Origin of the sequence: Streptomyces sp. NPDC048338, assembly GCF_043201055.1 — a bacterium.
Taxonomy (GTDB): Bacteria; Actinomycetota; Actinomycetes; order Streptomycetales; family Streptomycetaceae; genus Streptomyces.
Genome location: NZ_JBICYQ010000003.1, coordinates 558,018 through 580,907, shown reverse-complemented (window position 1 = coordinate 580,907; position 22,890 = coordinate 558,018). Strand labels below are relative to the sequence as shown.

The window sequence follows — 22,890 nt, the reverse complement described above, 5'->3', positions numbered from 1 at the left end:
CCCGAAAGAGAACACATGTCCGTCCAGAAGAACGACGAGCAGACCCGGCCGAGCAGGCGCGCCCCCCTGGTCGCCGCCGCGGTCGCGATCGTCGCGGCCCTCACCGTGACGATCGCGGTCGGCCTGAACGCGAACGACGACCGGACGACCGGCTCGCGTGACAACGCACCCGTCACCGAGATCTCCGGCGGCAGCGACTCCACCAAGGCCGCCACCGTCCTCGACCGCCCGTTCACCAAGCCCGACCTCGTCCTCACCGACACCAAGGGCCGGAAGTACGACCTGCGCGAGCAGACCAAGGGCAAGCCGACCCTGATCTACTTCGGCTACACCCACTGCCCCGACGTCTGCCCCATGACGATGAGCAACATCGCCATCGCCAGGAAGCAGCTCCCCAAGGCCGACCAGGACAAGCTGCAGGTCGTCTTCGTCACCACGGACCCCGAGCGCGACACCGCGGCCGAACTGGCCAAGTGGCTGCCGGCCGCCGGCGACGCCTCCTTCACCGGACTCACCGGCGACTTCAGCGCCATCCAGGCCGGCGCCCGCCAGATCGGCATCGGCATCGACCCGCCGAAGAAGGTCAAGGGCGGCTCCGTCGTCTCCATGCACGGCGCCCAGGTGATCGCCTTCTCGCCCACCACCGACCAGGGCTACGTCCTGTACGGCGAGGACACCACCGTCGACGACTACGCCAAGGACCTGCCCAAGCTCATCAAGGGGGAGAACCCGTGATCCGCCGCACCACCCGCACCACCGTCCTGTCCTCCGCCGCGGCACTCACCGCGGCTCTGGCGCTGACGGCGTGCTCGAACGGCGGATCCGACGACTCCGGCGGCCCGGGCAAGCCCGAACTCGAGGTCAGCGGGGCGTTCATGCCCCAGCCCGTGATGGACATGGCCGGCGGCTTCCTGACGATCACCAACGACAGCGAGACCGCCGACAAGCTCGTGTCCGTCACCAGCCCGATCTCGGACGACGTGACGATCCACGAGACCAGGAACCAGAAGATGCAGGAGGTGAAGTCCTTCGACATCCCCGCCAAGGGCGAGCTGAACCTCGAACGCGGCGGCAACCACATCATGTTCATGGAGCTCAAGCAGCAGCCGAAGCAGGGCGAGAAGGTGAGCATCGAGCTCCACTTCGAGAAGTCCGCCCCGATCAAGGTCGACGTGCCCGTCGAGGCACCGAACCACAACCCGAAGCAGCACTGAGCTCCTTGAGGGACTGACAGACAGATGACAGCCACCGCCCCGCGCCTGGGAACCGCCCTGGTCCGCCTGCTGCTCGTGACAGCGGCGCTCCTGGGCACCCTGCTCGCCGGCGCCGCCCCCGCGTCCGCGCACGCGGCACTCACCGGCAGCGACCCGCAGGACGGGGCGGTGGTCGCCACCGCCCCCAAGGACGTCACCCTCACCTTCTCCGAGCAGGTCGCCATGAGCGCCGACTCGATCCGGGTCCTCGATCCCTCGAGCAAGCGCATAGACACCGGCGAGATCCGCGACCTGTGCAGCGGATCCGTCGTCAAGTACGGCGTCGGCCTCCGCTCCGGACTCCCGGAAGGCACCTACACCGTCGCCTGGCACGCCGTCTCCGCCGACAGCCACCCCATCGCCGGCGCCTTCACCTTCTCCATCGGCGCCCCCTCCACCACCACCGTCGCCCTGCCGGACCAGACCGCGGGCGGCGGACCCGTCGGCGTCCTCTACGGCATCGCGCGCTACCTCTCCTACGCCGGCTTCACCCTCCTCGTCGGCGGCGGCGCCTTCGTCCTCGCCTGCTGGCCGCGCGGCGCGGCCGTCCGGCCCGTGCAGCGCCTCGTCGTCCGCGGCTGGCTGACCCTCACCGCGGCCACCCTCGCCATGCTGCTCCTGCGCAGCCCCTACACCGGCTCCGGCGAGCTCGCCGACATCTTCGACCTGGCCGGCCTCAAGGCCGTCCTGGAGACCAAGACCGGCGCCGCGCTGATCTCCCGTCTGATGCTGCTCGGCGCGGCGGCGCTCTTCGTGGCCGTGCTGTTCGGCGCCTACACCAAGCGGACGGACGAGAAGGAGAAGAAGGACCTCACCTTCGGACTCGCCATCGGCGGCTCCGTCGTCGCGGCCGGCATCGCGGGCACGTGGGCACTCGCCGAGCACGCCTCGACCGGCCTCCAGCCCGCCGTCGCGATGCCCGTGGACATCCTCCACCTGCTGGCCGTCGCCGCCTGGCTCGGCGGCCTCACGACCCTGCTCGTCGCCCTGTACCGGGCACCCCGCATCGAGCGCGCCGCGGTCGAGCGCTTCTCCAGGCTCGCCTTCGGGTCCGTGATCGTCCTGACGGCCACCGGGATCTACCAGTCCTGGCGCCAGGTCGGCACGTGGTCGGCGCTGACCGGCACCGCCTACGGACAGCTGCTGCTGGTCAAGATCGGCCTGGTCGCCGTGCTCGTGGGCATCGCCTGGATCTCGCGGCGCTGGACCCGGCGCCTCGGCGACCCGGCGCCACTCGACACGGCGGACGCCACCGCCGAGCCGGACGAGGCGGACGAGCCGGACGGGTCGGGCCGGGAGACTTCGGCCTCGTCCGCCGCGGCGGACGAGGCGGACGAAGCAGAGGCCGGACAGGGCGAGGCCGAGCAGGACGCACCCGTCCCGGCGACGGCGAAGCCCGTGCGCGGCACCGGTGACGGTGACGGCGACGGCGACGGTGGCGGTGGCGGTGGCGGCACCAACGGCGCCGACAGCGATGCCGGAGCCACCGAAGCCGCACCGGGCGCCGAACCGAGGGACGACACGGACGAGTCCTCGACGACCGTCGACCCCGAGCGGGCCGCCCAGCTCGCCCGCCAGCGCACCGCCGTCGCCACGGCCACCCGCAAGCGCGACCGGGACGCCGACCCCGAACGCGCCGGACTCCGCCGCTCCGTGCTCACCGAGGCGGCCATCGCGGTCGTCCTCCTCGCCGTGACGACCGTGCTGACCTCCACCGAACCCGGCCGCACCGAGGAGGAGGCCGGGCGGACGCAGTCCACCTCCGGCTCCGCCGCCGTACCCGACCGCCCCGTCGACATCCGGCTGCCGTTCGACACCGGCGGCGTGGACGGCAACGGGACCGTGCGCCTGACCCTCGACCCCGGCCGCACCGGAGCCAACGACCTCCACATCTTCGTGGAACGCCCCAACGGCCGGCTCCTGGACGTTCCCGAGATCAAGGTCGCCTTCACCCTGAAGGAGAAGAACATCGGCCCGCTGCCCGTCCTGCCCGACCGGATCCAGACCGGACACTGGAGTGCCACCGGCGTCCAGATCCCCATGGCCGGCACATGGCAGATCCAGGTGACGGTCCGCACCTCCGACATCGACCAGACCACCATCGACAAGAACGTGAAGATCGGCTGACGCTCGTGACTGACCAGACTGACCACCGCGCCGAGAACCAGGTCGAGCTGTCCCGGCGCCGGCTCCTCGGCACCGTGGGCGCGGCGGGCGCGGCCGGTCTCGCACTCGGCGCCGCCGGCGGCGCCGGCGTCTACAGGACCGTCGCCGACCCCGGCACCGTCTCCTCCGACGCCAAGGCGCTGACGACGGTCGGCGCGACCCAGGCGATGTTTCACGGGAAACATCAAGCGGGGATCACCACTCCGCTCCAGTCCCGAGGCCACCTCGCCGCCTTCGACCTCGCCCCCGGAGCCGGCCGCAAGGAAGCCGCCGCGCTGCTGCGCCGCTGGTCCGCCACAGCGAAGGCGCTGATGGCGGGCAAGCCCTCGACCGACGACACCGGCATCGCCCTGGACGCCGGCCCCTCTTCCCTCACCGTCACCTTCGGCTTCGGCCGCACCTTCTTCGACCGCACCGGACTGGCCGCCCGGCGCCCCGTACAACTCGACCCGCTGCCCGCCTTCTCCTCCGACGCCCTGGACCCCAAGCGCTCGGAAGGCGACCTCTGGGTGCAGATCGGAGCCGACGACGCCCTCGTGGCCTTCCACGCGCTGCGCGCCCTGCAGAAGGACGCCGGAGCGGCCGCCGCCGTGCGCTGGCAGATGAACGGCTTCAACCGCTCGGCCGGTGCGACGGCCGAGCCGATGACGGCCCGCAACCTGATGGGGCAGGTGGACGGCACCGGCAACCCCAAGCCCACCGACGCCGACTTCGACCGGCGGATCTTCGTCCCCGCCGGTGCCCCCGGCGGGCAGGACTGGATGGCCGGCGGCTCCTACGCGGTCGTCCGCCGCATCCGGATGCTGCTCGACGACTGGGAGAAGCTGCCGCTCGACGAGCAGGAGAAGGTCATCGGCCGCCGGAAGTCGGACGGCGCGCCGCTGACGGGCGGCACCGAGACCAGCGAACTCGATCTCGACAGGACCGGCCCCGACGGAAGGCCGGTCATCCCCGACAACGCCCACTCCCGGATCTCCGCCCCCGAACAGAACGGCGGGGCGGCCATGCTGCGGCGTCCGTTCTCCTTCCACGACGGCATCGGGCCGGACGGAACTCCCGACGCGGGGCTGCTCTTCGTCTGCTGGCAGGCCGATCCCCTCCGGGGCTTCGTCCCGGTGCAACGGAAGCTCGACCGGGGCGACGCCCTGTCCGCTTTCATCCGGCACGAGGCCAGCGGCCTCTTCGCCGTCCCGGGCGGACCGGCCGAGGGCGAGTACGTGGGCCAGCGCCTCCTGGAGGCGTGACCCGGCGGCCGGACCCGTACGGAACCACGGCCGCCCGGCTCGGGCGGCCGGTGGGCGTCTCGCCCACCCGACGGGGCGGCTCCCGGCGGCCGAGGCCCATTAGGGTGACCGGTATGTCAGCCACCCGGTATACGTATCTCGGTCCCGAAGGCACATTCACGGAGGCCGCGTTGCGTACGCTGCCCGAGGCCGCGACCCGGGAGCTCGTCCCGATGGTCTCCGTCCCGGCTGCGCTGGACGCCGTGCGCAACGGCGAGGCCGCCGCCGCGCTCGTGCCGATCGAGAACTCCGTCGAGGGCGGCGTCACCGCGACCCTGGACGAGCTGGCCTCCGGCGAGCCCCTGATGATCTACCGCGAAGTGGTCCTCCCGATCGCTTTCGCCCTGCTCGTGCGCCCCGGCACCGCACTGTCGGAGATCAAGACGGTGACCGGTCACCCCGTGGCACAGCCCCAGGTGCGGAACTGGCTGCGCGCCCATCTGCCCGACGCCGTCTGGGAGTCGGCCGCGTCCAACGCGGACGGCGCCCGTCTGGTGCAGGAAGGCCGCTTCGACGCCGCCTTCGCCGGCGAGTTCGCCGCCGCGACCTACGGCCTGGAGGCCCTGGTCACGGAGATCCACGACGCGGAGAACGCCGAGACCCGTTTCGTCCTCGTCGGCCGGCCCGCCCGACCGGCGGCACCCACCGGGGCGGACAAGACCTCGGTCGTGCTCTGGCTGGGCGAGGACCAGCCCGGCGCGCTCCTCGAACTGCTGCAGGAGTTCGCCGTCCGCGGCGTCAACCTGATGCTCATCCAGTCCCGCCCGACCGGCGCGGGCATCGGCAACTACTGCTTCGCCGTCGACGCCGAGGGCCATATCTCCGACCGCCGGGTCGGCGAGGCCCTCATGGGCCTGAAGCGGATCTGCCCGAAGGTGCGCTTCCTCGGCTCGTACCCCCGGGCAGGGGTCGCGGTGGAGGACGTACGGCCGCTGCGGAACGGGACGTCGGACACGGAATTCATGGCTGCCTCCGATTGGCTGGCGCGAGCCCAGGACGGGCGGGCCTGACCTCAGAGTGCCCCGACCGCCCCCGGCACGGGGGCGGTCGTCCACAGGTACGGACCACTAGTCCTACCTGCATACTTTTCGGTTACCCACAGAAGTTATCCACAGGCTTGCTTCTCGACCTGGGGACAAGTCGACACGACCCGGCGACATGGTCGACAAATCGCCCTAGCCACTCCACATCCATCCACAGACCACCACCTCGGCCCGTGTCAGCCCAATTCCGTTGATCAACTCTTTAGGGCGAGGAATTCCCACCCGAATGAGTGTGCAGAGCAGGGATGACCAAGGAATTCTTGCCCGCACTTGCCCGATTCGGAACGATCACCTCCACAATCCACAGAAGTTCCGCACAGCCTGTGGATAACAGTCCCGGACCCCTTGCCCCTGTGGAGAAGTCGCTTGATCCACCGGCGGGTTCGGTCAAGCCACACATGGCGTTCCGCCCCTTTTCGGGGGGCCATGGACCGTTTATTGACGAATAGGGAGAGCGTTTCCCGATCCCGGCAATTCGGTCAAAGCGACACGCAAGGCTATATCGGGTGGGGTGCCACGAGCCCGCACCGGTAGCCTGGTGGGGTGATTGACCTTCGCCTGCTCCGTGAGGACCCCGACCGTGTTCGCGCCTCCCAGCGTGCCCGTGGAGAGGACGTCGCGCTCGTCGACGCCCTGCTCTCAGCCGACGAGCGGCGCAGGTCGTCCGGCGTCCGCTTCGACGAGCTCCGTTCCGAGCAGAAGGCGCTCGGCAAGCTGATCCCCAAGGCCACCCCTGAGGAGCGCGCCGAGCTCCTGCAGAAGGCCGAGCAGCTCAAGACCGACGTCAAGGCCGCCGAGGCCGAGCAGAACGAGGCCGACGAGACGGCCCGTAACCTCCTGCTCCAGCTCGGGAACATCGTCCACACGGACGTCCCGGTCGGCGGCGAGGAGGACTTCGTCGTCCTGGAGACGCACGGCACCGTCCGCGACTTCGCGGCCGAGGGGTTCGAGCCCAAGGACCACCTGGAGCTGGGCGAGGCGCTCGGTGCCATCGACGTCGAGCGGGGCGCCAAGGTCTCCGGCTCGCGCTTCTACTACCTCACCGGCGTGGGCGCCCTCCTCGAGCTGGCCCTCGTCAACGCGGCGATCGCGCAGGCCACCGAGGCCGGGTTCATCCCGATGCTGACGCCGGCGCTGGTCCGCCCGCGCGCCATGGAGGGCACCGGCTTCCTCGGCCAGGCCGCGGAGAACGTGTACCACCTGGAGAAGGACGACTACTACCTCGTCGGGACGTCCGAGGTGCCCCTCGCGGCGTACCACATGGACGAGATCATCGACGCGGACAAGCTGCCGCTGCGCTACGCGGGCTTCTCGCCGTGCTTCCGCCGCGAGGCGGGCACGTACGGCAAGGACACCCGGGGCATCTTCCGGGTGCACCAGTTCGACAAGGTCGAGATGTTCTCGTACGTCGCGCCGGACGACGCCGAGAACGAGCACAAGCGGCTCCTGGAGTGGGAGAAGCAGTGGCTGACCAGCCTGGAACTGCCCTTCCAGGTCATCGACGTGGCCACCGGCGACCTGGGCTCCTCCGCCTCGCGCAAGTTCGACTGCGAGGCGTGGATCCCGACCCAGGGCAAGTACCGCGAGCTGACCTCGGCGTCCAACTGCGACGGCTTCCAGGCCCGCCGGCTCTCCGTGCGCATGCGCGACGACCGCGACGGCAAGAAGGTCGTGCAGCCGCTCGCGACGCTGAACGGCACGCTCTGCGCGGTGCCGCGCACGATCGTGGCGATCCTGGAGAACCACCAGCTGGCCGACGGGTCGGTGCGGGTGCCGGAGGTGCTCCGTCCGTACCTCGGCGGCCGTGAGGTGCTGGAGCCGATCTCCAAGTGAGCGCCTTCCCCTACCGGCTCGTCGCGACGGACCTCGACGGCACGCTGCTGCGTTCCGACGAGTCCGTCTCGGACCGTACGCGTGCCGCCCTCGCCGCCGTGACGGCGGCGGGGGCCGCGCACATCGTCGTGACCGGCCGGGCGGTGCCCTGGACGCGGCACATCCTCGAGGACCTCGGCTACGAGGGGCTCGCGGTGTGCGGCCAGGGCGCGCAGGTCTACCACGCCGGTGAGCGCCGGCTGCTGACGTCGGTGACGCTCGACCGCCAGCTGGCCGGCCTGGCGCTGTCGAAGGTCGAGGCCGAGGTGGGCCCGCTCGCGCTGGCCGCGAGCCGCGACGGGCTGGACGGCGAGGTGCTGGTGGGGCCCGGATACCGGGTCCAGGAGGGTCCGCTGCCGGTCCACGCGTTCGAGGACCCGACGGACCTGTGGTCCGCGCCCCTGAACAAGGTCTACATCCAGCACCCGACCCTGTCGGACGACGAGTTGACCCGGGTCGCCCGCGAGACGGTCGGCAGCCTGGTGGACATCGTCGTGGCCGGTCCCGGGATCGTGGAGATCCTGCCGCTCGGGCTGAGCAAGGCGACGGGCCTGTCCCTGGCGGCCCGCCGGCTGGGCGCGAAGGCGGCGGAGACGATCGCCTTCGGCGACATGCCCAACGACATCCCCATGTTCGGCTGGGCCGGGCACGGTGTGGCGATGGACAACGCCCACGAGGAGCTGAAGGCGGTCGCGGACGAGGTCACGTCCTCGAACGAGGAGGACGGCATCGCCGTCGTCCTGGAGCGTCTGCTGGGCCTCTGAGCCTGTCGGGGGAACCCGCCCGTTCGCCGTGAAGGGTCGGCGCGTCACGGCGACGGGGTGTCGCGTCCCTGGCGGTGCGGGCGCTGTGCGGAGGATGCGCGGATCGAACGCGCGCGGGGGGAGACCCCGACCACGGCTTAGCAAGCCGGTGCCTTGCCACTCGGCCAATCCTCCGGGAGGGGCGGTCCGCGCGGTGGAACCGCGCGCTCGAAGCGACCGCCCCTGCGGCACTCAGAGAGCGCCGCGTCGCAAGAAGCTCGACGGACTCGAACTCCGACTCGAAATCGTGCCGGTCAACGTCGCGCTCCTCCCCGGTCTCACGTGGCAGGAAGGCGTTTCCCGCGTCTCTAGTCTGGCGGAACGCCGTGCGGCGCGGCCACCGAATTACCGCGCGTGAGGGGCCGGCAGGCGAGCCCGATGACGAGCGAGACGGCGTGCCCGAGGTCGGTGTACGTGTGGTTCGTGAAGAGCGGCACGGCGAAGAGCGCCACGACGCCGGCCAGGTAGAGGCCGCGCCAGGGCCAGGGCAGCCGGTAGGTCAGGATCCCCATGGACGCGGCGATCCCGTAGCTCACCCCGATGTCCACGACATGGGCCATGCTGCGGGGCACGTCGTGGTCCCGGATCGCCTCCAGGACGACCTGCTGGCTGATCAGCGTGGCGGCGATGTGCGCGCCGGCGACCGTCAGCAGCCAGCGGAGTGTGCCGATCCAGCGCTCGACCCGGGCGTGGAAGACCTCGAAGAGCAGCGCGTACAGGACGAGGTCGGAGGGGTCCTCGATCCAGAACGCGCTGCCGAGCAGGGCGCGGACCGGGTGGTGGGCGAGCTGGTGCAGGTTGCTGCTGTTGCGGTGGAGCAGGGCGCTCTCGAAGCCGTCCGAGGACAGCGCGACGATGACGCTGGTCAGGGCGATGATCAGCAGCCAGATGTGCGTACCGGGTGACGAACGCACCCACGACCTGATCGGTCGGGACGGTTCGCCACCCGGGAAGGCTTCGTTCGGCACCCTTCAGTGCCTATCACTCCGCGCGCGGCGGGACCTCAGAAATTGATCATGTGTCCGGCAAGACCGTGGACGGCTTCCTTGACGGCCTCGCCCAGCGTCGGGTGGGCGTGGACGTTGCGGGCGACCTCGTGGACGGTGAGGTCCCACTGCTGGGCCAGCGTCAGCTCGGGCAGCAGCTCGGTGACGTCGGGGCCGATCAGGTGGGCGCCGATGATCTCGCCGTACTGCGCGTCGGCGATGATCTTCACGAAACCGGTGGAGTCCCCGAGGCCGTGCGCCTTGCCGTTCGCGGTGAAGGGGAACTTGGCGACCTTGACGTCGAAGCCCTTCTCCCGCGCCTGCGCCTCGGTCCAGCCGAAGCTGGCGATCTGCGGCTGGCAGTAGGTGGCGCGGGGGATCATCGGGTAGTCGAGTTCCATGGTCTCGGCGTCCGCGATGGTCTCGGAGGCGATGACACCCATGGACTCGGCGGTGTGGGCGAGCATCAGCTTGGCGGTCACGTCGCCGATGGCGTAGATGTGCGGCACGTTGGTGCGGCAGCGGCCGTCGACGTCGATCGCGCCGCGCTCGGTGAGGGCGACGCCGGTCGCCTCCAGGCCGTAGCCGGTGACGTTGGGGGCGAAGCCGATGGCCTGCAGGACCTTGTCGGCCTCCAGGACCTTCTGCGCGCCGTCCTTGCCGGTGACCGTGACGCGGACCTGCGGGCCGGTCTCGTCGATGGACTCGACGCGGGTGGAGGTCAGCACGTCGATGCCGAGCTTGCGGTACTGCTTCGCCAGCTCCTTGGAGACGTCCGCGTCCTCCAGCGGGGCGATCCGGTCGAGGAACTCGACGATCGTGACCTTCACGCCGTAGTTGTTCAGGACGTAGGCGAACTCGATGCCGATCGCGCCGGCGCCGGCGATGACGATCGACTGCGGGATGTCCTCGGCGAGGATCTGCTCCTCGTAGGTCACGACGCGCTCGCTGCGGGCCGTGCCGGGCAGCAGGCGGGGTGTGGCGCCGGTGGCGATGATGCAGTTGTCGAAGGTGATCGTCTGCGAGGTGCCGTCGGACAGGGCGACCTGGAGGGTGTTCGCGTCGAGGAAGGTGCCGCGTCCGTCGAACTCGGTGATCCCGTTCTTCTTCATGAGGAAGTGGACGCCCTTGACGCGGCCGTCCGCGACCGTGCGGCTGCGGCGGAACGCCTCGCCGTAGTCGAAGGAGACGGTGCCGTCGACCTTGATGCCGAAGGTCTTGGCCTCGTGGTTGAAGATGTGGGCCAGCTCGGCGTTGCGCAGCAGTGCCTTGGTGGGGATGCAGCCGACGTTCAGGCAGACACCGCCCCAGTACTTCTCTTCGACGACCGCGACCCGCTTGCCCAGCTGGGCGGCGCGGATGGCGGCGACGTAGCCGCCGGGGCCAGCTCCGAGTACGACGACGTCGAAGCGGTCTGACATGACTGACTCCCGAGGGTGGTGAGGGTGTTCGTGTCCGCGTACGAGCCCACAGTAATCCCGTGGCGCGGACGAGAGCAGTTGTAGGATGACTGGGCAACCGGGCGAATAGGAGGGTGATCGGGATGGCGCTGAAGGCCGCGGGGCGGACCTCGCTGGTGGACTCCGTGGTCGAGCAGCTGCGGGGCCAGCTGGCGGAGGGGGAATGGTCCGTCGGCGACCGCATCCCGACCGAGCACGAGCTCGCCGAGCAGCTGGGTGTCGGCCGCAACACGGTCCGTGAGGCCGTACGGGTCCTGGTCCACGCGGGGCTGCTGGAGTCGCGCCAGGGCAACGGCACCTTCGTCAGGTCGACCGCCGACCCGGCCGCCGTGCTGCGCGGGATGCGTCACGCGGGCGCGCGGGACGTCCTCGAACTGCGGGTGGCGCTGGAGGCCGAGGCCGCCCGGCTGGCGGCCGTCCGGCGCGACACCCATGACCTGCTGCGGCTGCGGGCGGCGCTGACGACCCTGCGCGAGGAGGGCGACCGCGACGCGGACGCGGACATGGCCTTCCACCTGGCCGTCGTCGAGGCCACGCACAACGCCGCCTTCACCGAGGTGTACCGCTTCTTCTCCGCCCAGGTGCACGAGGTGCTGGTGGAGGCGCTCGGCGACCGGGAGATGCCACCGGTCGACATCGACGCGCACGAGGCGCTGGCCGCCGCGATCGAGGCGGGGGACCCGGCCGCCGCGGAGGCGGGCGCGCGCGAGCTGCTGCGGGTGCCGATCGAGACGGTCGCCGCGCTGACCGCCGACTGACCCCGGGACCTCGTGGCGTCGCGGCATCCGGGCATCCGGGCGTCAAGGCACCACGGAGTCCGCCGCTCGTACCGCCGCCCGCGCACGGGCTCCCCCACGCACCGGAACCACCGCAGAGAGCCCGGCAACCCAGCAAGGAAAGGCCGTCCGTCGTGTCCCGCCCGGAAGCACCCCTGTCCCTCCCCCTCGTCGACGCGGAGGCCGATGTCCGGCCCTCGCCCCGCGGGGCCGCCGGGCGGCGGGCGCTGCTCGCTCATCCGGCCTGGCTGATGGTCGGGATCGTGCTGGCGTCGCTCAACATGCGGGCGGCGCTGGCCGGCGTCTCGCCGCTGGTGAGCGACATCGCGGCCGCGTTCGGGCTGTCGTCGGCGGCCAGTTCGCTGGTCACGTCCGTGCCCGTGCTCTTCCTCGGGGTCGGCGCCCTCGTGGCGCCGTGGCTGGGGCGGCGCTTCGGCGCCGAACCGGTACTGCTCGCGGCGCTGCTGCTGCTCGGGGCGGGCATCCTGCTGCGCGTCCTGCCGTCGGTGTACGCGCTGTACGGCGGCGGCGTGCTGGTCGGAACGGCGATCGCCCTGCTCAACGTGCTGATGCCGGGCCTGATCAAGCGGGACTTCCCGGACCGGGCCGCGTCGATGACCTCGGTCTACACCGGCGCGATGATCGCGGGCGCGACGGTGGTGGCGGCGGCGGCCGTCCCGCTGGAGCAGGCCTTCGGCGACAGCTGGCAGGCGTCGCTCGCCTTCTGGTCGCTGCTCGCGGCCGTGGCGGCGGTCGCCTGGCTGCCGCAGGTGCTGATCGCCCGGGGCCGTACGGGGCACGAGGTACGGGCGGCCCCGGCGACGCCCGCCCGCAGCGTCTGGCGCTCGGCGCTGGCCTGGCAGGTGACGCTCTTCATGGGCCTGCAGTCGCTGTGGTCGTACGTCCTCATCGCCTGGATGCCGACGATCTTCACGGACCACGGCATGAGCCGGTCCACGGCGGGCGTGGTCTTCGCCTTCAACAACCTGATCCAGGTGGCGGGGGCCTTCGTCGTGCCGCTGCTCGCGGGTCGCATGCGCAGCCAGCGTCCGCTGGTCGCGGTGGTCACGACCCTGGTGGCGGCCGGCTACGCGGGGCTGATGGTCGCCCCGGTCGAGGGCGCCTGGCTGTGGTCCGCGGTGCTGGGCGTCGGGCAGGGCGGTGCGGTCGGTCTCGCCCTGACCCTGATCGTGCTGCGCAGCGGCGACGCGGTCACCGCCTCCCGGCTCTCCGGGATGGCCCAGACCGTCGGCTATCTGCTGGCCGCGGCGGGGCCGTTGGCGGCCGGCGCGGTCCACCAGGCGACGGGGTCGTGGACCGTGCCGCTCGCCCTGGTGCTGGGCGTCTGCGCGACGGCGCTGGGCGTCGGGCTGCTCGCGGCGCGCGACCGGAAGGTCTGAGCCCGGGCGCCGCCGGGCCGGGGCAAAGGCCGGAGCCCCCCGATCGGGGGGCTCCGGCCTTCGGCTCCGCGTCCTACTCCTCGCCCGCGAGCTTCAGCGTCCGCAGCTTCTGCCCCGCGTACCAGGTCGCCAGGACCGTCACGCCGACCAGCAGGGCCACCGCAGCCGGCAGACCGACGTCCGAGGTGACCAGGCCCTCGCCGCTGACCTTCTGGGCGACCGCGAGCGCCCACTGCTGCACGCTGAGCGTCTTCGCCCCGGCGATCAGGGAGCCGAACAGCGCCTCCCAGACCAGCGCGTAGACGAGGCCGATCACCACCGCGTGCCGGCTGACCGTGCCGAGCAGGAGGAACAGCGCGCTGTAGGCGATGGAGGCGACCAGCGCCGCGACGGTGTACGCCACCGCCACCTGCTGGCCGTTCCCGTTGAGGATCATGCCCGCGACGAAGGTGGGGACGGCCGAGAAGACCATCGTCACGGCGATCGCCACGATCAGCTTGGTGAAGATGATCGTGGGCCGCTTCACCGGCTTGGACAGCAGGTAGACGATCGAGCCGTCGTCGATCTCCGGGCCGATCGCGCCCGTACCGGCGATCACGCCGATCAGCGGGACCATCGTGGCGAGCGCGAAGCCGCCGAGGACGTCGGCGGCGATCTGGTCGTCGGCGCCGTTGAAGGCCCGTACCGCCGCCGAGATGACCAGCAGCAGAGCGGGCAGCGCGAACAGGATCAGTGCCCGCCGGCGGCCGAGAAGGGCCTTGTAGGTGAGCCGTGCGACTGTGGGGTTGTACATCGGTCAGGCTCCTTTCAGGCCGCGACGAGGTACGAGAAGACCGATTCGAGGGACTCGTCCGAGGGCGAGACCGTCAGCAGGCGGATGCCCTGCGCCCGGGCCACCCGGGGCAGCAGCTCCGTGAAGCGCCCGAAGTCCACCGCCTGGACGCGCAGCGCGCCTTCCGCCAGGTCGACCTCGATGCCGGCCGTGGACGGGTCCGCGATGAGCGCGGCGGCCAGCGCCCGGTCGTCGCTGGACCGTACGAGATAGCGGTGCGGCCGGTCCGTCATCAGCCGGCGGATCTTGCGGAAGTCGCCGGAGGCGGCGTGGCGTCCGGCCACGATCACCTCGATGTGCGAGGCGAGCTGCTCGACCTCCTCCAGGATGTGCGAGGAGAAGAGCACCGTGCGGCCGGCGGAGCCCATCCGGCGCAGCAGGTCCATCAACTGCATGCGCTGGCGCGGGTCCATGCCGTTGAACGGCTCGTCGAGCAGCAGCACCGACGGCTCGTGCACGAGGGCCGAGGCCATCTTCACGCGCTGCCGCATGCCCTTGCTGTAGGTGGCGATCTTCCGGTCCTGCGCGTACTCCATCTCGACCGTGGCGAGCGCGTGCTGGGCCTCGGTGGCGCCCAGACCGTGCAGCTCGGCGTTGGCGAGGACGAACTCGCGCCCGGTGAGGAAGTCGTACATCGCCTCCCGCTCGGGGACGACACCGATCTGCCGGTAGACCGACTCGTTGCGCCAGATCGCCTCACCGTCGAGGGTGACGGTGCCGGTGGAGGGGGCGAGGAAGCCGCCCATCATGTTGATGAGGGTGGACTTGCCGGCACCGTTGGGGCCGAGGAGGCCGGTGACGCCCGGACCGACCGTCATCGTGACGTCGTTGACGGCCACGACGTTGCCGAACCACCGCGAGGCGTGGTCGATGGAAAGAGTGCTCATGGGCGCGGCCCCTTCCTGGAAAGCGTGGTGGTGGTCGACGGGAGGGCGGTCACAGCCCGACCTTTCGGTAGCGGCGCATCAGGACGGCGTACGAGCCGAGGATGAGCGCGATGACGACGAGCAGGTAGACCGCGCCGACACCGGCGCCCGGTCCCGCCTCGGCTCCGCCCGGGAAGGACGTCGTGGCGCCGAGGAAGGCGGTCTGCACCCCGTCGATCAGCGTGACCGGGGAGAAGAGCCCCAGCCACTTGATGGCGTCGGGGTTGTCGGTGCCGTAGGCGATGCCCTGGAGCGTGGAGACGGCGCCGTACGAGATCACCAGCGTGGCGATGACGGCGGCGACGCCGAAGCCCCGGCGGGGGGTGAGCGCCGCCATGACCAGGCCGATGCCGCCGAACAGCAGCGACAGCAGCGCCACCGACACCAGTCCCTGGCCGAAGCCCTTGCTCTGGTCGGCGAAGTCCATCTTGGCCAGCAGCGAACCGATGTAGAGGATCACCAGCGGGGTGGCCGTGAGGAGGAAGAGCGCGGAGGCCATCGCACCGTACTTGGCGAGCACGTAGTCGAGGCGTTCGATCGGGCGCGAGAAGTAGAGGGGGACGGTCTTGAACCGCAGGTCGCGCGAGACGGACTGGGGCGCCTGCGCGGCGAGGTAGAGCCCGATGACGGCCTGAGTGAAGATCGCGTACCGCGTGTAGTCCAGCGGCAGGTCCTTCATCTTCGTGGCGACGGCCACGGCCACGATGATCAGCGCGGGAACGCACATCACCGCGAACAGGATCATCGGCAGGACCTTCGACTTGGCGCTGCGGCCGAGTCCGTAGGCGCCGCGCAGCGACTGCGAGAACAGGGCCCGGCGCGCGTACGCACGGCCGAGGCGCGGTCCGTCGTAGTTGCGGTAGCCGATGTTGTGGATCCGAGTGGTCTCGGGGGTCTGGGCCTGGGTGCTCATCGCGCCGGCACCTCCTGCTGCTTCTGCTGGGAGCCCTCGGGCCGGAACACCTCGGCGATGTGGTGCCGGCGCTGCTCCATGCGGACGAGACCGAGGCCGAGGTCGGCGACGGTGTCGCGGACCAGGTCGTACGTCTCCTCGCCGGCGGCCTCCACCAGGAGGATGTGGCCGGCGCCCGGCAGCCCGTCCTCGACGCCCTCGTGGAGGGTGACGCCCGCGGCGGCCAGCGCCGTGCGCACGGCCTCGGCGCCGTCGGGGTGGGTGTCGGAGTCGGTGACCTCGACCGCGAGGGTCGTGGTGGTCTGCGTGAAGTCGCTGGTGGAGCTGGAGCGCAGGAGCCGCCCGCCGTCGATCACGACGACGTGGTCGCAGGTCCGCTCCAGCTCGCCGAGGAGGTGCGAGGTGACGAGGACGGAGATGCCGAAGTCGGTCCAGATCCGGCGGATCAGGCCGAGCATCTCGTCCCGTCCGACCGGGTCCAGGCCGTTCGTGGGCTCGTCGAGCAGCACCAGTTGCGGGTCGTGGACCAGGGCCTGGGCCAGCTTCACCCGCTGTTTCATGCCCGTCGAGTAGCCGCCGATGGGGCGGTAGCGCTCCTCGTACAGGCCGACGTGGCGCAGGGTGTCGGCGGTCCGCTCGCGGGCGGCGGTGGCGGGCAGGCCCGACATCCGCGCCATGTGGACGACGAACTCGGTGGCCGAGACGTCCGGGGGGAGGCAGTCGTGCTCGGGCATGTAGCCGACGCGCTCGCGGATCAGGCCGCCCGAGGTGGCGACGTCCATGCCGAGTACGGCCGCGGTGCCCTCCGTGGCGGGGGACAACCCGAGCAGGATTTTGATCATCGTGGACTTGCCGGCTCCGTTGGCACCCACCAGTCCGGTCACACCGGGCCCGATGTCCAGGGAGAGCCGGTCGAGAGCGGTCACCCGGGGGAACCGCTTGCTGAGGCTTTCGGTGGCGATCACAGTCACGCTTCGACGGTAGTGGCGCAACGCACATCCGTCGTCAGCCCAACGGCTCGGTCCGTGTCCGACTCCAGACGTACGGACCCGTAGGGGAGGAGAGACCAAAGTCGCTCTCCGGCCACCGCGCACGCGAGTTCTCCACAGGCTGCTGCACGCCTCTTGACGCAGCCGCCGCTCATTGTCACATTCATCAGTGTCAAGTTACGGGCACGTAGCGCACACGGCTGCATACGGGACGGGCGGGTGGCATGGCCTCAGCAGGGACGAGCGAACTGACCGCGGAGCTGCGCGGGTTCAGGGACGTGCAGCGGCTGGCGTACGAGTGCGCGGAGGCCGTCGCGGCCCAGCTGAAGCCCGGGGTGACCGAGCGCGAGGCCGCGAGGATGCAGCGGGACTGGCTGTACGAGCGGGGTGTGCGGGATTGGTTCCACCGGCCCTTCGCCTGGTTCGGCGACCGCACCGCCTTCGTCGGCTTCAAGGTCCCGCTCCAGTTCTTCCCGACGAACCGGCGGCTCGAAGCCGGCATGCCCTTCATCCTCGACATGGCGCCCGTCCACCGCGGCTTCACCGCGGACATCGGGTACTCGGGCTGCCTGGGGCTCGACCCCCTGCACGACAAGCTGCTGAACGATCTGCGGGCGCACCGCGAGCTGATCCTCGCCGAGGTGCGCGAGCGCCGCTCCCTGCGGGAGATCTACGAGGACGTCGACCGGCTCATGGTCCGCCAGGGCTACGCCAACCGGCATCGCGCGTACCCCTTCGGCGTCATCGCCCACAAGATCGACCGGGTCCGGCAGCGCCGGTGGTCCCCGACGCTGTTCGGCTTCGGCACGCAGTCGCTGAAGGGCCTGGCGAGCGACGCGCTGCACGGTCACCGGGACGGCTGGTCGCCGCTCTGGTCGCCGTACACCTTCTCCGACCATCCGCCCCGGCCGGGCCTGTGGGCGGTCGAGCCGCACCTCGGATTCCGGGGCACGGGGGCGAAGTTCGAGGAGATCCTGGTCGTCACCGACTCCCGGGACCCCGAGCAGAGCGCCTTCTGGCTGGACGACGACCTGCCGCACGTGCGGCGCTGGAACGACGAAAGGGTGGCCGTGTGATGGCGGGGCTGAAGGAGGCGCGGGAGCGCTGGGTCCGTACGGGCGGGATCGAGCTGTGCGTCGCCGAACTGGGCGACGCGAGCCGGCCCACGGTGCTGCTCGTGCACGGATATCCGGACTCCAAGGAAGTGTGGTCCGAGGTCGCCGGGCGGCTCGCCGAGCGGTTCCACGTGGTGCTGTACGACGTCCGCGGCCACGGCCGGTCCACGGCGCCGGCGCCGCTGCGGGGCGGTTTCACCCTGGAGAAGCTGACGGACGACTTCCTGGCGGTCGCCGACGCGGTGAGCCCCGACCGGCCCGTCCACCTGGTCGGGCACGACTGGGGGTCCGTGCAGTCATGGGAGTTCGTGACCGTCCCGCGCACCGAGGGCCGGATCGCCTCCTTCACCTCGCTGTCCGGCCCGTCCCTGGACCACTTCGGACACTGGATCAAGCAGCGGATCGCCCGGCCCACCCCGCGCAGGATCGGCCAGCTCCTCGGCCAGGGCGCCAAGTCCTGGTACGTGTACATGCTGCACACGCCGGTGCTGCCCGAACTCGCCTGGCGCGGGCCGCTCGGCAGGCAGTGGCCCAAGATCCTCCAGCGGATCGAGAAGGTTCCTGCCGGGGACTATCCGACGCCCTCGCTGCCCAGTGACGCGGCGCACGGCGCCTGGCTCTACCGGGACAACGTCCGTGCCCGGCTGAACCGTCCGCGCGCCGACGCCTACGCGCACGCGCCGGTGCAGCTGATCACCCCGACCGGCGACGCCTTCCTGTCCGAGCGGCTCTACGACGACCTCGCCGGCTGGGCGCCCGACCTGACCCGGCGCTCCCTGCCGGCCAAGCACTGGGTGCCGCGCACCCGGCCCGACCAACTGGCCTCATGGATCACCGAGTTCGTGCACCGCAACGAGGATCCGGCCACCAGGGCGCCCGCGACGGCGCCGAGGAGCACGGTGAATCCGGCGTACGCCGAGCGGTTCGGCGGCCAGCTGGTCCTGGTGACCGGCGCGGCCAGCGGCATCGGGCGCGCCACCGCCTTCGCGTTCGCCGAGGCGGGGGCGCGGGTCGTCGCCGTCGACCGGGACGCCGAGGGTGCCGCCCGCACGGCGGAGATGGCGCGGCTGATCGGCGCCCCCGAGGCCTGGGCCGAGACCGTCGACGTCAGCGACGAGCAGGCGATGGAGAAGCTCGCCGCGAAGGTGCTCGGCGAGCACGGCGTGGTCGACGTCCTCGTCAACAACGCGGGCATCGGCCTGACGGGCTCGTTCTTCCGGACGACCAGCGAGGAGTGGAAGCGGGTCCTCGACGTCAATCTGTGGGGCGTCATCCACGGCTGCCGGATCTTCGGCGGGCAGATGGCCGAGCGCGGCCAGGGCGGCCACATCGTCAACACGGCGTCCGCCGCGGCCTTCCAGCCCTCCCGGGCCCTGCCCGCGTACAGCACGTCCAAGGCGGCCGTGCTGATGCTGAGCGAGTGCCTGCGCGCCGAACTGGCGGGCAGCGGCATCGGCGTCTCGGCGATCTGCCCCGGCATCGTCAACACCAACATCACCGCGACGGCGCGGTTCGCCGGCGCCGGCGAGGAGGAGCAGAAGCGGCGGCAGAAGCAGGCGTCCCGTCTCTACGGGCTGCGCAACTACCCGCCGGAGAAGGTCGCGGACGCGATCCTGCGCGCGGTGGTGCGGAACCAGGCGGTGGTGCCGGTCACTCCCGAGGCGCGCGGTTCCCGTCTGCTGTCCCGCTTCAGTCCGCGGATCCTCCGGGCGATAGCCCGGCTGGAGCCGCCCGCGTGATCGCGGTGGCGCGGGCCGTGCGGGTGGCCGCGGCGCCGCGGCCACCGGGACGGAGCGGGCGCGGTACGGACGTACCCGGCTTCGCCCGTCGGCCGTACCATCCCTCGCAGGAAAGGTCCCCGCGCCAGGCCGTGGAACATCTCGCCTCGTCCGCCGCGCCCGGGACCGCGGAGGGCCCGGCGGGCCGCGCCACGACGGGGTAGGCGGAGCACGCGGGTGGGAGCGGTCGTGTCGGAACAGTCAGCACAGTCGGCGGGGGCGGGGCAGCCGGCCCCCGCGGAGTACCGGATCGAGGACCTGGCGCACCACAGCGGTGCCACGGTCCGGACGATCCGCGCCTACCAGGACCGCGGCCTGCTGCCCCGGCCGGAGCGGCGGGGCAGGTCCAACGTCTACCGGGACACGCACCTGGCCCGGCTGCGCCAGATCGCGGACCTGCTGGACCGCGGCTACACCCTGGCCTCCATCAAGGAGCTCCTGGAGGCCTGGGACGCGGGCCGCGGCCTCGGCGGGGTACTGGGCCTGGTCGCGGAGGTGGACGGCCCGTGGACGGACGAGGAGGCCGACCGGATCTCCCGCGAGGATCTCGACGCCACGTTCGGGGGGCGGCCCGACGAGGACGCCGTCCGCGAGGCGATCGAGCTCGGTGTCCTGGAGCGGATTCCGGGACGTGAGGACGAGTTCCTCGTGCCGAGCCCCCAAGAGCTGGCGGTGGCGGCCGAGTTGTACGAGGCGGGCGTACCACTCTCGGCGATCGCCGGGCATCTGAGGGAACTTCGCGTCCAGGTGGAGCACATAGCGTCCCGTTTCCTGGAGTTCACGACCGAGCACGTCTTCGCCCGTTATCTGGAGCACCGCCCGCCGACCGACGCGGACGCGGCCGCCGCGGCGACGATGGTGCGGCGGCTGCGCCCGCTCGCACAGCAGACGGTCGATGCCGAACTGGCGCGTGCGATGCGGATGTTCGCCACCCGTCATCTCCAGCACCACCTCTCGCCCCATCCACCGCCGGCGCTGGAGGACGAGCCCCGTCAGGTGGCTCTGCCGTCCGGCACGATTCGGGCCGTGCAGAACCTGGTTGGCCCGGAGAGTGTGGCCGCGTTCATCGCGGCGGCGACCGAACGGGAAGTACAGGCAAGGACATTGGACTCACTTGCCTCAAAGGGCAACAAAGACATGCCACTTGGACAAGTCACCTGAAATCACTGATGAGTTGTCCACAGAATCGCCAATTACCCTGTGGATAAGTCGAGTTCGCTGTGGATCAAACATCCATCCCGGAATTGAATGGTCCGGCGATCCGGCCTGCGGCATCCTGACGCCATGAACCCACCGATGGACGAGAGACGCACCGTGAAGGTGTCCAAGTACCTCTCGAAGCATCTCCGGCACCAGCCCGAACGGATCGGCCTGGTCCTCGACGCGAACGGCTGGACCGAGGTCGACGCCCTGCTGCGGGCGGCGGCCTCGCACGGCTTCCCGATCACTCGCGCCGAACTGGACCACGTCGTCGCCACGAACGACAAGCGTCGCTTCGCGGTCGAGGGGACGCGGATCCGGGCCAGCCAGGGCCACACCGTCGAGGTCGACCTGGACCTGCCGCCGGCCGAACCGCCCGCGTACCTCTATCACGGTACGGTCGGGTCCGGTCTGGCCGCCATCCGAGCCGAGGGGCTGCGCCCGATGGCCCGCCACCACGTGCACCTCTCGCCCGACCGGGAGACCGCGACCCGGGTCGGCGCCCGACGGGGACGACCGGTGGTGCTGAGTGTGGACGCCGGCGCGATGCACCGGGCCGGCCATGTCTTCCACGTGAGCGCGAACGGGGTCTGGCTCACGGACGCCGTACCGCCGGAGTTCATCCGCTTTCCCTCCTGAGCCCTCCCGACGCGGCCGTGAGGCATGATCGTCGCCATGGACCGTCCTCATCTGCCCACCACCGAATCGGCCGTCGCCGCGATCCGTGAGGTCGCCCGGGAGTTCGCGCTGGAGATGGTCGTCACCGACGACATCGGCGCGGACCAGACCTCCCGCCGCATCTCCTCCGGCGCCTTCGCCGTCCTCGACCCGGACGGCTCGCTCCCGCACGAGGCCTTCGTCGAGCTGGGCGGCACCCCGGCCGTCACCGTCCAGGTCTTTCCCGAGGACGACGCGAAGATCACCGTCGACGGCGTGGACTTCGAGGACGTGCCGCGCGACTCCGTCCCGGCCTTCCTGCGCGCGGTCCACGGCGGACTCGCCTATGTGAAGGGCCGCTTCCTCCCGCCCGGCTGGTGGCTGATCGTGCCGCTGCCCGGCGACGAGACCTACAAGGAACTCGTCCTGCGCGGCACGCTCAGCCGCTGGATGAGCGGGAAGGTGCGCTGACCCGTCCGACCGCTCAGCGCAGCTGGGCGAGGCCTTCCGTGGCGATCTTCTCGAAGACCGCCTCGTCCGCCGCGAACACCGAGTCGGCGATCGGCATGTGGATCACGATCTCGGTGAAACCGAGGCCGAAGTGCGTGCCGGCGAAGTCCACGAACGCGTCGAAGGAATCCAGCGGGCGGTCCGGCGTGAAGCCGGTGAGCAGGATCTTCTCCATCGGCTCGACGTCCCGGCCGATCTCCGCGCACGCGGCGCCGAGCTTCGTGATCTGCCCGCGGATCGCCTCGACCGACTGTGCGGGCGTGCCTTCCTCGAACAGCTTCGGGTCGCCCGTGGTCACCCACGCCTGTCCGTGCTTCGCCGCCAGCCTCAGGCCGCGCGGCCCGGTCGCCGCCACCGCGAACGGCAGCCTCGGGCGCTGCACGCATCCCGGGATGTCGCGCGCCTCGTCCGCCGAGTAGAACGTGCCCCGCGCGGTGACGGTGTCCTCGGTGAGCAGCCGGTCCAGCAGCGGGACGAACTCGGCGAAGCGGTCCGCGCGCTCGCGCGGCGTCCACGGCTCCTGCCCGAGGGCCGTCGCGTCGAAGCCGTTGCCGCCCGCACCGATGCCCAGGGTGACCCGGCCGCCGGAGATGTCGTCGAGCGAGATCAGCTCCTTGGCGAGCGTGACCGGGTGCCGGAAGTTCGGCGAGGTGACGAGCGTGCCGACGCGCAGCCGCTCGGTGGCGGCCGCGGCGGCGGTCAGCGTCGGTATGGCACCGAACCACGGGCCGTCCCGGAAGGTCCGCCAGGACAGGTGGTCGTAGGTGTACGCGGTGTGGAAGCCGAGCTGCTCGGCGCGCAGCCACTGATCGCGGCCGCCCTCGTGCCAGCGACGGGAGGGAAGGATGACGGTGCTCAGACGCATACGCACGACCCTACGCCGCCGTACGGGCACCCGGCATGGCCGGACCGGCCACCCTGACCGGAA

Annotated in this window: 21 protein-coding genes and 1 tRNA gene; 14 read left to right on the top strand and 8 right to left on the bottom strand. The window is 71.2% G+C overall.

Going from position 1 to position 22,890, the window contains the following annotated elements; genetic code table 11:
* The first annotated feature begins 15 nt into the window (after positions 1 to 15).
* From ACGFZF_RS10225 to ACGFZF_RS10195, 7 genes are all read left to right on the top strand, one after another.
* Positions 16 to 735 carry an SCO family protein gene (locus tag ACGFZF_RS10225; protein WP_393552846.1) on the top strand — a complete coding sequence of 240 codons (720 nt, stop codon included), beginning with the start codon at positions 16 to 18 and terminating at the stop codon, positions 733 to 735.
* A complete protein-coding gene (locus ACGFZF_RS10220; protein WP_393552843.1) occupies positions 732 to 1,214 on the top strand; it encodes a copper chaperone PCu(A)C in 483 nt (160 codons plus the stop codon). Before ACGFZF_RS10225 ends, ACGFZF_RS10220 begins: the two co-directional genes overlap by 4 nt.
* Positions 1,215 to 1,238: 24 nt before the next feature.
* Positions 1,239 to 3,380 carry a copper resistance CopC/CopD family protein gene (locus tag ACGFZF_RS10215; protein WP_393552840.1) on the top strand — a complete coding sequence of 714 codons (2,142 nt, stop codon included), beginning with the start codon at positions 1,239 to 1,241 and terminating at the stop codon, positions 3,378 to 3,380.
* Positions 3,381 to 3,385: 5 nt separating this feature from the next.
* Positions 3,386 to 4,663, top strand: coding sequence for an iron uptake transporter deferrochelatase/peroxidase subunit (efeB, locus tag ACGFZF_RS10210; protein WP_393552837.1), 1,278 nt, complete (start codon positions 3,386 to 3,388; stop codon positions 4,661 to 4,663).
* 113 nt (positions 4,664 to 4,776) lie between these two features.
* On the top strand, positions 4,777 to 5,712 hold the full coding sequence (pheA, locus tag ACGFZF_RS10205; RefSeq protein WP_147978728.1) for a prephenate dehydratase: 936 nt from the start codon (positions 4,777 to 4,779) through the stop codon (positions 5,710 to 5,712).
* A gap of 576 nt (positions 5,713 to 6,288) precedes the next feature.
* A complete protein-coding gene (gene serS, locus ACGFZF_RS10200) occupies positions 6,289 to 7,578 on the top strand; it encodes a serine--tRNA ligase (protein ID WP_147978729.1) in 1,290 nt (429 codons plus the stop codon).
* Positions 7,575 to 8,381, top strand: a complete 807-nt coding sequence (locus ACGFZF_RS10195; protein ID WP_393552833.1) for an HAD family hydrolase — start codon at positions 7,575 to 7,577, stop codon at positions 8,379 to 8,381. Before serS ends, ACGFZF_RS10195 begins: the two co-directional genes overlap by 4 nt.
* An 88-nt stretch (positions 8,382 to 8,469) precedes the next feature.
* On the opposite strand, the gene ACGFZF_RS10190 is transcribed toward ACGFZF_RS10195, so the two are convergent.
* The 3 genes from ACGFZF_RS10190 to lpdA all read right to left on the bottom strand — a co-directional run bounded on the left by ACGFZF_RS10190 (position 8,470) and on the right by lpdA (position 10,827).
* Positions 8,470 to 8,555 (bottom strand) — tRNA-Ser (locus ACGFZF_RS10190).
* 173 nt (positions 8,556 to 8,728) lie between these two features.
* A complete protein-coding gene (locus ACGFZF_RS10185) occupies positions 8,729 to 9,334 on the bottom strand; it encodes a rhomboid-like protein (protein WP_393552830.1) in 606 nt (201 codons plus the stop codon).
* Positions 9,335 to 9,423: 89 nt separating this feature from the next.
* The gene (gene lpdA, locus ACGFZF_RS10180) at positions 9,424 to 10,827 is read right to left on the bottom strand and encodes a dihydrolipoyl dehydrogenase (RefSeq protein WP_393552827.1); all 1,404 of its coding nucleotides are present in this window, start codon (positions 10,825 to 10,827) and stop codon (positions 9,424 to 9,426) included.
* Between the two features lie 122 nt (positions 10,828 to 10,949).
* Here lpdA and ACGFZF_RS10175 point away from each other — a divergent pair, with 122 nt between their 5' ends.
* Both ACGFZF_RS10175 and ACGFZF_RS10170 read left to right on the top strand, forming a co-directional pair.
* Positions 10,950 to 11,624 (top strand): FadR/GntR family transcriptional regulator, encoded by a 675-nt coding sequence (locus ACGFZF_RS10175; RefSeq protein ID WP_393552824.1) that lies wholly within the window; start codon positions 10,950 to 10,952, stop codon positions 11,622 to 11,624.
* 152 nt (positions 11,625 to 11,776) lie between these two features.
* Positions 11,777 to 13,042: a CynX/NimT family MFS transporter gene (locus ACGFZF_RS10170; RefSeq protein WP_393552821.1), complete on the top strand. Its 1,266-nt coding sequence runs from the start codon at positions 11,777 to 11,779 to the stop codon at positions 13,040 to 13,042.
* A 73-nt stretch (positions 13,043 to 13,115) separates the two neighbouring features.
* Here ACGFZF_RS10170 and ACGFZF_RS10165 read toward each other — a convergent pair whose 3' ends face one another.
* Genes ACGFZF_RS10165 through ACGFZF_RS10150 form a run of 4 tightly spaced genes read right to left on the bottom strand, consistent with a single transcriptional unit; the run spans position 13,116 to position 16,678 of the window.
* Complete coding sequence (locus tag ACGFZF_RS10165) at positions 13,116 to 13,835, bottom strand: ABC transporter permease (RefSeq protein WP_393552818.1); 720 nt, start codon at positions 13,833 to 13,835, stop codon at positions 13,116 to 13,118.
* Positions 13,836 to 13,849: 14 nt separating this feature from the next.
* Positions 13,850 to 14,761 carry an ABC transporter ATP-binding protein gene (locus ACGFZF_RS10160; protein ID WP_356601275.1) on the bottom strand — a complete coding sequence of 304 codons (912 nt, stop codon included), beginning with the start codon at positions 14,759 to 14,761 and terminating at the stop codon, positions 13,850 to 13,852.
* Between the two features lie 49 nt (positions 14,762 to 14,810).
* Positions 14,811 to 15,713 (bottom strand): ABC transporter permease, encoded by a 903-nt coding sequence (locus tag ACGFZF_RS10155; RefSeq protein WP_393552815.1) that lies wholly within the window; start codon positions 15,711 to 15,713, stop codon positions 14,811 to 14,813.
* Positions 15,710 to 16,678 carry an ABC transporter ATP-binding protein gene (locus tag ACGFZF_RS10150; RefSeq protein WP_393552972.1) on the bottom strand — a complete coding sequence of 323 codons (969 nt, stop codon included), beginning with the start codon at positions 16,676 to 16,678 and terminating at the stop codon, positions 15,710 to 15,712. The genes ACGFZF_RS10155 and ACGFZF_RS10150 overlap by 4 nt, the downstream gene beginning before the upstream one ends.
* Positions 16,679 to 16,926: 248 nt before the next feature.
* On the opposite strand from ACGFZF_RS10150, the gene ACGFZF_RS10145 reads away from it, so the two are divergent.
* From ACGFZF_RS10145 to ACGFZF_RS10125, 5 genes are all read left to right on the top strand, one after another.
* On the top strand, positions 16,927 to 17,778 hold the full coding sequence (locus tag ACGFZF_RS10145) for a M24 family metallopeptidase (RefSeq protein WP_356601277.1): 852 nt from the start codon (positions 16,927 to 16,929) through the stop codon (positions 17,776 to 17,778).
* On the top strand, positions 17,778 to 19,556 hold the full coding sequence (locus ACGFZF_RS10140; RefSeq protein WP_393552810.1) for an SDR family oxidoreductase: 1,779 nt from the start codon (positions 17,778 to 17,780) through the stop codon (positions 19,554 to 19,556). Before ACGFZF_RS10145 ends, ACGFZF_RS10140 begins: the two co-directional genes overlap by 1 nt.
* A gap of 228 nt (positions 19,557 to 19,784) precedes the next feature.
* Complete coding sequence (locus tag ACGFZF_RS10135) at positions 19,785 to 20,756, top strand: MerR family transcriptional regulator (protein ID WP_393552806.1); 972 nt, start codon at positions 19,785 to 19,787, stop codon at positions 20,754 to 20,756.
* Between the two features lie 135 nt (positions 20,757 to 20,891).
* The gene (locus ACGFZF_RS10130) at positions 20,892 to 21,434 is read left to right on the top strand and encodes an RNA 2'-phosphotransferase (RefSeq protein WP_393552803.1); all 543 of its coding nucleotides are present in this window, start codon (positions 20,892 to 20,894) and stop codon (positions 21,432 to 21,434) included.
* 36 nt (positions 21,435 to 21,470) lie between these two features.
* Complete coding sequence (locus tag ACGFZF_RS10125; RefSeq protein ID WP_393552800.1) at positions 21,471 to 21,923, top strand: hypothetical protein; 453 nt, start codon at positions 21,471 to 21,473, stop codon at positions 21,921 to 21,923.
* Positions 21,924 to 21,936: 13 nt separating this feature from the next.
* Here the strand turns inward: ACGFZF_RS10125 and ACGFZF_RS10120 are convergent, their stop codons facing one another.
* A complete protein-coding gene (locus ACGFZF_RS10120) occupies positions 21,937 to 22,833 on the bottom strand; it encodes an LLM class flavin-dependent oxidoreductase (RefSeq protein ID WP_393552798.1) in 897 nt (298 codons plus the stop codon).
* Positions 22,834 to 22,890 lie beyond the last annotated feature (57 nt).